General features: G+C 44.5%; 9 protein-coding genes. 4 read left to right on the top strand and 5 right to left on the bottom strand.

Annotated features, from left to right (window positions below):
* Positions 1–301: 301 nt before the first annotated feature.
* The 5 genes from ACHUFZ_RS17315 to leuA form a co-directional block, all read right to left on the bottom strand.
* On the bottom strand, positions 302–1,081 hold the full coding sequence (locus ACHUFZ_RS17315; RefSeq protein WP_394128110.1) for a DUF547 domain-containing protein: 780 nt from the start codon (positions 1,079–1,081) through the stop codon (positions 302–304).
* Between the two features lie 122 nt (positions 1,082–1,203).
* Entirely contained in the window at positions 1,204–1,806 is a 603-nt protein-coding gene (leuD, locus tag ACHUFZ_RS17310) for a 3-isopropylmalate dehydratase small subunit (RefSeq protein ID WP_394128109.1), read from the bottom strand.
* An 11-nt stretch (positions 1,807–1,817) separates the two neighbouring features.
* Positions 1,818–3,218, bottom strand: coding sequence for a 3-isopropylmalate dehydratase large subunit (gene leuC, locus ACHUFZ_RS17305; RefSeq protein ID WP_394128108.1), 1,401 nt, complete (start codon positions 3,216–3,218; stop codon positions 1,818–1,820).
* Between the two features lie 71 nt (positions 3,219–3,289).
* Entirely contained in the window at positions 3,290–4,381 is a 1,092-nt protein-coding gene (gene leuB, locus ACHUFZ_RS17300; protein ID WP_394128107.1) for a 3-isopropylmalate dehydrogenase, read from the bottom strand.
* Positions 4,382–4,437: 56 nt separating this feature from the next.
* On the bottom strand, positions 4,438–5,985 hold the full coding sequence (gene leuA / locus ACHUFZ_RS17295) for a 2-isopropylmalate synthase (protein WP_053440236.1): 1,548 nt from the start codon (positions 5,983–5,985) through the stop codon (positions 4,438–4,440).
* A 538-nt stretch (positions 5,986–6,523) separates the two neighbouring features.
* Here leuA and ACHUFZ_RS17290 point away from each other — a divergent pair.
* From ACHUFZ_RS17290 to ACHUFZ_RS17275, 4 genes are all read left to right on the top strand, one after another.
* Positions 6,524–7,054 (top strand): phosphatase PAP2 family protein, encoded by a 531-nt coding sequence (locus tag ACHUFZ_RS17290; protein WP_394128106.1) that lies wholly within the window; start codon positions 6,524–6,526, stop codon positions 7,052–7,054.
* Complete coding sequence (locus ACHUFZ_RS17285; protein ID WP_394128105.1) at positions 7,055–8,101, top strand: MJ1255/VC2487 family glycosyltransferase; 1,047 nt, start codon at positions 7,055–7,057, stop codon at positions 8,099–8,101.
* A gap of 387 nt (positions 8,102–8,488) precedes the next feature.
* Positions 8,489–9,448, top strand: coding sequence for a transcriptional regulator LeuO (gene leuO / locus ACHUFZ_RS17280; RefSeq protein WP_394128104.1), 960 nt, complete (start codon positions 8,489–8,491; stop codon positions 9,446–9,448).
* Between the two features lie 166 nt (positions 9,449–9,614).
* A complete protein-coding gene (locus tag ACHUFZ_RS17275; protein ID WP_134835379.1) occupies positions 9,615–11,423 on the top strand; it encodes an AMP-dependent synthetase/ligase in 1,809 nt (602 codons plus the stop codon).
* The last annotated feature ends 53 nt before the right edge of the window (positions 11,424–11,476 follow it).

Here is an 11,476-nt window from a genome sequence, read left to right as displayed (position 1 = left end):
GTAGTTCAGTTGGTTAGAATACCGGCCTGTCACGCCGGGGGTCGCGGGTTCGAGTCCCGTCCGCTCCGCCACTTATTTAGAAACCCAGTCTTCGGACTGGGTTTCGTCGTTTTAGTAAGCGTGAAACGCCGAAAGTAACTGCCATTCCATAGAACGACAAAGGAGTGAGTAGGGAATATCCTCGGGTTTCCGACTCGTTATAAGGTCCATTTAACGCTTTTGTTCCTTAATGTCGAGAATTGCAATAATAAAAAAGGCTGGCACTAAGTGCCAACCCTGTTAAAATTTTTCTTTTTCACTACTATTTATCGTTCAAATCCCAGTCATACTCATAGCTAAACTTGCCACTAAGAATACTCAATTCAGAGCGATACTTGGCTAAGTGTTGAACCAATTCCTGTTTGTTACCAAAGTCATCAGCGAACCAGTCATAAATAGATGAAAGTTGAATTTTATCTGCAGAGAGCAAAACGCCTTTATCACTATTAATAAATTCCTTAGCTGCTTTCTCTAGAAGCTGTTCAGTGTTATCCGAAGTAAATGCTTGAAGCTGCAAGTTTGGGCAGCCTAAACTTGCACAGTTAACCGCGTAGTGAGTACGTGGGTCTTTCCAAATAGGGCGAAGGATCCGGTGTTCAATATCATTGAGTGTGAGCTCTTTACCTGTGACAGTTACTGCTTTCTCTCCCCAAGGGCCAAAACTGAACAGGCCACCAAGCTTAGTAATAGATTTCACCGGATAGTCATCGAGGATCAAGTCGACGGTAATCGCGTTATAGAGGTTAACCCAATACGCGTACTGTTCATTCAGCGAGTATTCTCTAGGATCAACGGCAGAGAGTGAATCGATGTAATGATTGAGTTTCTGCTTGTCTTGAACTGATACAGAACCATATTTTACCAGCGTGTTGTCACCCTCTGTTACTAAATAGCTATCAAGAAAAGACTGCCATTCTTGGTGGGAAATAGTGGTGGTATTGCTTTGGTTTGATTGCTGCCAATAAGGCCAAAGTTCTGACTTTGGTGCCGCAAAGGCGTGTAATGAAAGCAGGGTTAATAGCAGAGTCACAATACGTATCATTGGGTTAGATCCCTAAATCTATGAGCGTTAACTACTAGACCCAACTTTTGGTTAGTTTGTTTCGCTACATAATAAAAAAGGCTGGCGATCGCCAACCTTTTTAGTTCACCTCTGACTGAAGACTATTTCAAGAAATTTGGAATACTTGCTTCGAATTCAGCAATTTTATCTTCATGTTGAAGAGTCAGACCGATATTGTCTAAACCGTTTAGGAGACAGTGACGGCGGAACTCATCAATCTCAAATGAGTACTCTTTACCATTTGCACGAACCAAGTTCGCTTTTAGGTCGACTTCAACCTCAGCACCTTCATTTGCTTCAACAAATTGGAAGATCTCATCAACATCCTGCTCAGTTAGACGAACAGGCACCATTTGGTTGTTGATTGAGTTACCGTAGAAAATATCGGCGAAGCTTGGAGCGATCATTGCTTTGATGCCGTAATCTGCCAGTGCCCATGGTGCGTGCTCACGAGAAGATCCACAACCGAAGTTTTCACGAGCAAGTAGGATTGAAGCACCTTGATAACGAGGAGCATTCATCACAAACTCTGGGTTTGCTTGCTCACCAGCATCATCTAGGAAGCGCCAATCATGGAATAAGTGCTTACCAAAACCTAGGCGAGATACTTTTTGTAGGAACTGCTTTGGGATAATTGCATCGGTATCGACGTTCGCGGCATCTAGAGGAACGACCAAGCCTGTGTGTTGTTTAAAACCTGACATCTGTTCTCTCCTTAGTCTAATTCACGAATATCAACAAAGTGACCAGCGATCGCTGCTGCCGCTGCCATTGCCGGGCTAACTAGGTGTGTACGACCGTCACGGCCTTGGCGACCTTCAAAGTTACGGTTTGAAGTCGATGCACAGCGCTCTCCTGGACCTAAGCGGTCGTTATTCATCGCTAGACACATAGAACAACCTGGTAGACGCCACTCAAAGCCGGCATCTTTAAAGATTACGTCTAAGCCTTCCGCTTCCGCTTGTGCTTTTACTTGCTCTGAACCCGGAACAATAAGTGCTTGTACATTCGCGGCAACCTTACGACCTTTAGCAACTTCAGCTGCAGCTCGCATGTCTTCGATGCGTGAGTTGGTACAAGAGCCAACAAAGACTTTATCTACTTTGTAGTCTGATAGTGCTTTGCCAGCTTCTAGACCCATGTAAGCCAATGCTTTTTCAGCAGAAGCTTTTTCTACTGGGTCAGCAAAACTTTCTGGAGCAGGGATCGGTTGATCAACGGCGATTACCTGGCCTGGGTTAGTCCCCCAAGTAACCTGAGGTTTTATGTCTGCTGCATTTAGCGTTACTACTGCGTCAAACTTTGCATCATCGTCAGTTTTTAGCGATTGCCAATACTCGATAGCAGCGTCTAGGTCTTCACCTTGTGGTGAGAACTTGCGGCCTTTAATGTATTCGAATGTAGTTTCATCTGGTGCGATAAGGCCTGCTTTCGCGCCTAGCTCGATTGCCATGTTACATACCGTCATACGACCTTCCATCGTAAGATCAGTAATTGCTTCACCACAGAACTCGACTACGTAACCAGTACCACCTGCAGCAGTGGTTTTACCAATGATGGCTAGTACGATGTCTTTTGCTGTGATACCAGCGGCTACCTTACCTTTCACTTCGATCTTCATCGTTTTCGCGCGCGCTTGTTTTAGCGTTTGAGTCGCTAGTACGTGCTCAACTTCTGAAGTACCAATACCAAACGCTAGCGAGCCAAATGCGCCGTGCGTTGCCGTGTGTGAGTCACCACAAACAATAGTCATACCCGGTAGGGTAATACCTAGCTCTGGGCCCATTACGTGCACAATACCTTGGTATTTGTGGTTAATGTCGTAAAGGGTGACGCCAAACTCTTCACAGTTTTTAGATAGCGTTTCCATTTGGATACGTGCCATCTCACCTGAGGCATTGATATCTTTTGTTTGAGTAGAAACGTTGTGATCCATGGTTGCAAATGTCTTGCTGACCTGACGAACCTTACGACCTTTTTCACGTAGGCCATCAAACGCCTGAGGTGAAGTTACTTCATGAACCAAGTGGCGATCGATATAAAGAATAGGGTTTTCACCCTCTGCAGCTACGGCGACGTGTGCGTCGTAGACTTTCTCGTATAATGTTTTGCCCATTATCACTATCCTGTGTATAGCTCCTGATAACGGCTTATCAGGAGCGAATAATTATTATCTGTGTGCTTAAATTAAGAATTTAAAATGTACTCTGCGATCTTATCGCCCATCTCAGAGGTCGATAGTGCAGGCTTATCACCAGAAAGGTCACCTGTTAACTCGCCTGCTGATAGAGCTTTAGACACGGCGGCTTCAATATCTTGCGCTGCAGCTTCTTCACCTAGGCTGTAACGTAGCATTAATGCTGCTGATAGAATTTGTGCCACAGGGTTTGCGATATTCTTACCTGCGATGTCAGGAGCACTGCCACCTGCAGGTTCGTATAGGCCAAAATTACTCTCGTTAAGTGATGCTGAAGGAAGCATACCCATTGAACCTGTGATCATCGCGCACTCATCTGAGATGATGTCACCAAAGATATTTGAGCACAGCATTACGTCGAATTGAGCAGGATCTTTGATTAGCTGCATTGTCGCGTTATCGATGTACATGTGTGAAAGCTCAACATCTGGGTAATCTTTTGCGATTTCTTCAACCACTTCGCGCCACAGGATAGAGCTCTGAAGTACGTTAGCTTTATCGATAGAACACACTTTCTTGTCACGTAAGCGAGCAGATTCAAAGGCAATCTTAGCGATACGTTCAATCTCGAAACGGTGGTAAACCTCAGTGTCGAAAGCTTTCTCGTTTGGACCTTCACCTTCGCGACCTTTAGGTTGACCAAAGTAGATACCGCCAGTTAGTTCACGAACGACAACGATATCAAAACCGTTACCAGAAATATCTGCACGCAGCGGTGAGAAGGCTTCAAGGCCTTTATGGATTTGCGCAGGGCGTAAGTTACAGAACAATTGGAAATGCTTACGTAGTGGAAGTAGTGCGCCACGCTCTGGTTGATCGTTTGGTGGTAGGTGTTCCCATTTAGGGCCGCCAACTGAGCCAAACAGCACTGCATCTGAATCTTCACAGGCTTTTACTGTGCTTTCAGGTAGTGGACAACCGTGGTTATCGATGGCAATACCACCAACATCATGCTCTTCGCGAGCAAATTTGATACTGTGTTTCTTCTCAATCGCGTCTAGAACTTTGTGCGCTTGAGCCATCACTTCTGGGCCAATGCCGTCTCCTGGTAAAACGGCAATGTTGTATGATTTGTCTGTCATGTTATTCCTTTAATTTTTATGTCTTCCAGGGACGACTCGCATCCCTGGAGTCTTACTTATACTGTTTCGATTTTTTTCTGTTTGATCTCAGCGATCTTGTCAGCACGATGGATGCTGTTGATAACGTGTAGTAGCGCTTGGCCAGAAGCCTCTACGATATCGGTTGAAACACCAGTACCGTGATATTTGCGACCTTTGTAGTTAGCAATAATATCCGCTTGACCTAACCCGTCTTCACCTTCGCCTTTTGCAGTTAAATCGAACTTGTCTAGAACAATATCATAACCCGTTACACGATAGATACACTGGTATAACGCATCAACAGGACCATTACCTACCGCAGCTTCAGATTGCTCTTCATCGCCGCATTGTAGCTTGATACTGGTTGTTGCCATTACGCTACCCGATTGCACGCTTAGGTAGTTCAATTTGTAGAAGTCATCTTCTTCACGCAAATTAGAGAAATGCATTAGAGCTTCTAGATCGTAATCGAATACTTGGCCTTTACGGTCCGCTAGTTTTAAGAAGTCTTCGTATAGAGCATCTAGGTTGTACTCGTCTTCTTTGTAGCCCATGGTGTCCATATGGCTCTTCACTGCGGCGCGGCCACTGCGGCTGGTTAGGTTCAGCGCTTGGTTCTTAAGGCCAATGGATTCTGGCGTCATGATCTCGTAGGTATTCTTATTTTTAAGCATGCCATCTTGGTGAATGCCTGAAGAGTGGCTGAATGCATTAGCGCCTACGATAGCCTTGTTGTCTTGAATCGGCATATTACACAGCTGGCTAACTAGCTTACTGGTACGGTGAATCTCATCATGTTTTAGGCCAGTGTGAACTCCTAGCAGCTCTTGGCGAGTCTTGATGATCATTGCAATTTCTTCTAGCGAACAGTTACCTGCACGCTCACCGATACCATTGATAGTACCTTCAATCTGACGAGCACCTGCTTGCACAGCGGCAATTGAGTTCGCCACAGACATACCTAGGTCATCGTGACAGTGCACAGAGATAATTGCTTTATCAATATTAGGTACGCGGTTAAATAACGTTTGAATAATACCGCCAAATTCATTTGGTACTGTGTAGCCAACGGTATCTGGGATGTTGATAGTGTTCGCGCCGGCATCAATCGCGGCTTCGACCATGCGACATAGGTTATCAATTGGAGTACGACCCGCATCTTCACAAGAAAACTCTACGTCATCCGTGTATTTTCGAGCGTGTTTGACGGCTTTTACGCCCATTTCAACTACGTCATCATAGCTACGGCGCAATTTGTCTTGAACGTGGACAGTAGAAGTAGAAATAAAGGTATGAATACGGAACTGGTCAGCAACTTTTAACGCTTCAGCAGCGGCATCAATATCTTTTGCGACGGCACGCGAAAGACCACAGATACGGCTGTTTTTAATATTGCGCGCGATGGTCTGTACAGACTCGAAATCACCTGGTGATGAAACTGGGAAACCCGCTTCAATCACATCCACACCCAGCCTTTCAAGTGCGTAGGCAATTTGCAGTTTTTCTTTAACCGTCAAGCTTGCTGACAACGCTTGTTCGCCATCACGTAGAGTGGTGTCGAAGATAATGACTTGATCGTTCATGAGTGCTTCCTTAGTGATTCGATGCTTTTGCACCTGTTAATCGTTTACTTCCATTACTTAGCGATAAAAAGCTAGGTATAAAAAAGCCCGCATCTGAGTGCGGGCTTTTTGAAAATCTTTGTGGTTATTTTTCTTCCACAGCCTACCCGCGCGATGTTTTCACGATAAGGAGGAGGCTCAGCAGGATAGAAAAACGGTTCATCATTGTTAACGGTTCCTTCAAGGGCGTTAAATAATCCACATATTTAAGTTAACAAATTAGTACCGCACTCGAGAGGTAACGTCAACCCTAAAGTCACTTTTTTGTGCAAGTCAGATCAGTTCAATCAAGAATCCGACAAAATAGACAATCTTAACGGCTGTTTTCATTAAATTTATGAATGTGAACGATTGCTTTCACTCATTTCGCTGTTATTTGGTCGTTTACAATTGATGTTCACTTTAGAGCTACACTGTCATTGAAACTCAGTGAAAGCGTCACCCACTTGTCATTAACTCTATTTAGCTTGAGCGTAACACCGAATAAAAGGAGTCGGTAATGCGTTCTATCGAGCCAATTGCCAAATTAGATCTGGCGTTTTCGCTTTTCTGTCTGCAGCACAAATTCTCGTATCCTCTATCTAGAGTCAGTCGGGCTGTTTCACATACGGGAGATGGCCATCTTTATGCGCTATTTGGATTAGCCGCTAGTGGCTTTGGTGGAGATAAAGGTCAGCAGTTCCTTTTGGTCGGTCTCGTGGCCTTTGCTATTGAGTTGCCTATTTATTGGGGAATAAAAAATCTTTTTAAGCGTCGTCGCCCGCATGACTGTTCTGAACTCGTGACCTCATTTATTACCCCAAGTGACCGCTACAGCTTACCGTCAGGACATACGGCTGCGGCTTTTTTGATGGCGACGCTCATGTCATATTGGTATGTCGACCTGACAATATTCGCGTTCGCTTGGGCTAGCTTGATTGCCAGCGCGCGTATTTTACTTGGCGTTCATTTCCTTACCGATGTGATTCTTGGGGCAGCATTGGGAGTTGGTTGTGCCAAGTTAGCAATGTTGCTGCTGGGAGCGGGATAAATGAAAATTCTATACGGCATACAAGGCACCGGAAATGGTCATATAGCTCGTGCTCGGGCCATGTCGAGCTGTCTGGCCGAGCAGGGGATTGAGGTCGATTACTTATTTACTGGTCGAGAAAAAGCCAAGTACTTCTCTATGGAAGAATTTGGCGATTATCAAACGCGTCGTGGCCTCTCTTTTATCACTGAGCGAGGCTGTATTAACTACGCGAAAACATTGATGTCTAATAACTTGTGGCAGCTATGGAACGATGTGAATAGTTTGAACTTGTCTCACTATGATTTGGTGCTGAATGACTTTGAGCCGGTATCAGCATGGGCCGCCAAAAAGCGTGGCGTTCCGTCCATCAGTGTCAGTCATCAAAATGCGTTTCGTTATGCGGTCCCTTTACAGGGAGCGAATTGGTTAGATAGACAAATGATAGAGTACTTTGCGCCTGCGGATCACTATATCGGTCTGCATTGGCATCATTTTGAACAGCCGATCTTGCCTCCTATTATCTATACAGCCAATTCAGCTTGCCGAGAAGAAGCATTTGTATTGGTCTATTTACCATTTGAAAGCATCAACGATATCACTGAGCTACTGCTGCGCTTTACCAGTCAATCCTTCGTCTGTTTTCATCCTGAAATTATCGAACACAAGCAGATCGAAAATATTGAATTCTTTCCATTGAGCTTTGATGCATTTCAGTCCAGTTTAAGTCGCTGTAAAGGAGTGATTACTAACGGCGGATTTGAACTTCCATCTGAAGCCCTTAGCTTAGGTAAGAAGCTGCTGCTTAAGCCGCTAAAAGGGCAGTTTGAACAAGTGAGTAATGTGGCAACTTTGGAAGAGTTAGGCCTCGCTACGCGGATGGATATTTTGGATGCTTCGGTAGTACGCCATTGGCTCGACGAGTCGAGTGCAGAAAGTGTCACTTATCCAGATGTAGCCACTGCATTAGCATGTTGGATTAAGCAAGGGGAGTGGGGAGATACGACCGCGCTTAGACAATCCTTGTGGGAAAAAGTTGATTTTCCCAGCTATGTGACGCGAGTTTAGAATAAACACTCATGCCTAATAGCGTCATCTATTGATGCTGTTTTTGTATCCGAGTTGTCATTAATAACTCATGTGGATACCTGATACTCTGCTGTAACACTTGGAATTAATATCAAATATTTATATATCAAGGGTACCTCTAACTATTTACCTTTTTTTATAAATGGGGTAATTGTCTGTAATTGAAGAACTTTTTCAGTTGATAAGTAAAAAATGATGATTAATTGTCAATCTTATTGCTAAACGCTGAATGATTCGCCGATAGTAGAAATTCGTCAGTAAACATCTAACAAATAAATATAACGGATGAGACGAGACTTGGGTTTTCTATTCCAACTCAAATTGAATTAAGAACCATTTACGCTGAAGAATTAAGAGGCTTGCCTAATGATTGACAAGAAAGAGTCTATGAGTGCTATTGCTAGTTACCGCATGGAAAGTACTTTACGTGGAGTAGATCTAAACCTATTAACTGTATTTGACGCTGTTATGCAAGAGCAAAACATTACTCGTGCAGCGCACAATCTAGGTATGTCTCAACCGGCGGTAAGTAATGCCGTTGCTCGTTTAAAAGTGATGTTTAATGATGAGCTGTTTATGCGCCAAGGTCGTGGTATTCAGCCAACTCAACGTGCTCGCCAATTATTTGGTCCTGTACGTCAGGCTCTACAGCTAATCCGTAACGAATTGCCAAGCTCAGTATTTTCACCTGAAACCTCAACGCGCCTGTTTAAACTCGCGATTTGCAGCCCATGCGATATGCGTTTCGCACCGAAAATTATGTCAACGATTCATGACTTAGCACCAAATGTGCAGCTTCATCTTGATGCGGAGTTTGATCGCCAGCTTGCAGAGCGTATGCGTTACCAAGAGATCGACTTTGTTATTGATTACGCGCGTTTTGATGAGCAAGGTTTCTCTAGTACTGAGATCTTCCAAGATGAGCTAGTTGTTGTGGCGTCGAAAGGCCACCCTCGTGTTCAAGGTGCGGTTACGGCAGACTCACTGCTTCGTGAACGTCACGCTAAACTATCGAAAGTACATGGTCAGCGTAGCTTCTCAGAGCAAGCGTATCGCGATCTAGATGTGCAGGCATACTATGAAGGTACAAGCTTGAGCAACGTATTGTACGTTGTAGGTCAATCTGAACTAGTAACGATTGCTCCACGTTGGATGGTAGAAAACGCAGCGAACAAAGAGCAGCTACAAGTGATCGATTTCCCATTTGAAAACGGTAAGATCAGCGGTTTCCTTAGCTGGCACGAGTCGAGCGAAAAAGACAAAGGTCATATCTGGTTACGTGATCAGCTTATGATGATTTGTGGTGAAGTCGTTGCATTAGATTAATCGACTCAATCATCGAAATTATAAAACCTCGGATGGTGAATACTGTCCGAGGTTTTTTATTATTTATATTGATAACTTTGACGCTCATCAGTTGCCTTTTCTAGTCCGAAATGTACACTTGTGCGCTGATTAAAGCTTACATGTGTAAGCTAAAGGTAGACGAAGAATGGCCAACTTAGATTTTCATATCGTAAAACGAATTAGAGACCAAATTGCCAATGGCAGCGACCGCATTGCACTTAAGCACAAAGTCGGCAATATGTGGAACGGCATTAGCTGGAAGCAGTTTGGTCAGCAAGTTGACTCGCTATCACTTGCTCTATTGGCTCATGGAATCAGAGTTCAGGATAAGATCGGAATCTTCTCCAACAACATGCCACAATGGACAGTGGCTGATTTTGCCGCGCTTCAACTGCGCGCTGTTACAGTGCCTATTTACCCGACGAACACAGCGGCGCAGTCCGCCTACATCTTACAAGACGCAGATGTACGTATTTTGTTTGTTGGCGAGCAGCCACAATTTGATGCTGCTGTCTCTATCTTTGACCAATGTGAACAGTTAGAGCTGATTGTCGCGATGTCGGATGACATTGAGCTTGGCGGTTTTGAACATGCGATTGGTTGGCAGCAATTTATTGCCAATACTCAAGCTGAGCAGCAAGCCGAGCTAGACGAGCGTTTGGCTCAAGCTAACTTCGATGATCTACTGACACTTATCTATACCTCAGGCACTACGGGTCAACCGAAAGGGGTAATGCTTGATTACGCCAATATCGCTGCTCAACTTGAAGGTCATGATCAGCGCTTAAGCCTATCTGAATCTGATGTATCACTGTGTTTCTTGCCGCTATCACACGTGTTTGAACGCGCTTGGACGTTTTATGTGCTCTATAAAGGCGCGACTAACTGCTATCTGCAAGACACCATGCAAGTGCGTGATGCATTAAGTGAAGTTCGCCCTACAGTGATGTGTGCGGTTCCGCGCTTCTACGAAAAAATATTCTCAGCAATCCATGAAAAGGTCGCAAAAGCGCCATTTATTCGCAAAGTTCTATTTACTTGGGCAGTGAACATGGGCGCTAAAATGGCAGTTTGTCACCAAGAGGGGCGCAAGCCATCGGCAATGCTGAAAAAGTCACATGCCCTTGCTGATAAATTGGTGCTATCTAAGCTGCGCGCGCTGCTAGGTGGTCAAATCAACTTCATGCCATGTGGTGGTGCTAAGCTGGACGAGACAATTGGCCGCTTCTTCCATGCGATTGGTATCAATGTGAAGCTTGGCTATGGTATGACAGAGACGACCGCTACCGTTTCTTGTTGGGATGACAAATGTTTTAACCCTGATTCGATTGGTATGTCGATGCCAGGTGCGCAAGTTAAGATTGGCGAGAACAATGAGATTTTAGTCCGCGGTCCGATGGTCATGCGTGGCTACTACAAAATGCCAGAAGAGACAGCGAAAACGTTTGATGAGCACGGCTTCTTAAAAACGGGTGACGCTGGACATATTGATGAGAACGGCAATTTATTCATTACCGATCGTATCAAAGAGCTGATGAAAACCTCAGGTGGTAAATACATTGCTCCACAGATGATCGAAGGTGCTATTGGTAAAGACCACTTTATCGAACAAATTGCGGTGATTGCTGATACGCGTAAGTTCGTGTCCGCTTTGATCGTGCCTTGCTACGATTCACTTGAAGAGTATGCGAAAGAGCTCAATATCAAGTATCACGATCGTGTCGAGCTGATTAAACATCATCAAATTGTTGAGATGCTAGAGAAGCGCGTTAATGACCTGCAGAAAGAGCTAGCGAAGTTTGAACAGGTGAAAAAGTTCAAGCTACTGCCGAAAGCATTCTCAATGGATGATGGTGAGTTAACCCCAACACAGAAACTTCGTCGTAAAGTCATTAACGACAAATATCAGGACGAAATCGAAGAAATGTATAGTGATAAGCCAGACAAAAAGTAGTTTTTCGCTAAGTTAATTTCTTACTTGTTCAATAATCCCCCAAGGCACTCAGC

The organism is Vibrio hepatarius (assembly GCF_043642085.1).
Lineage (GTDB): Bacteria > Pseudomonadota > Gammaproteobacteria > Enterobacterales > Vibrionaceae > Vibrio > Vibrio hepatarius_C.
Note: the sequence above shows the minus strand (reverse complement) of the source record. Positions and strands in the feature narration are given on the sequence as shown.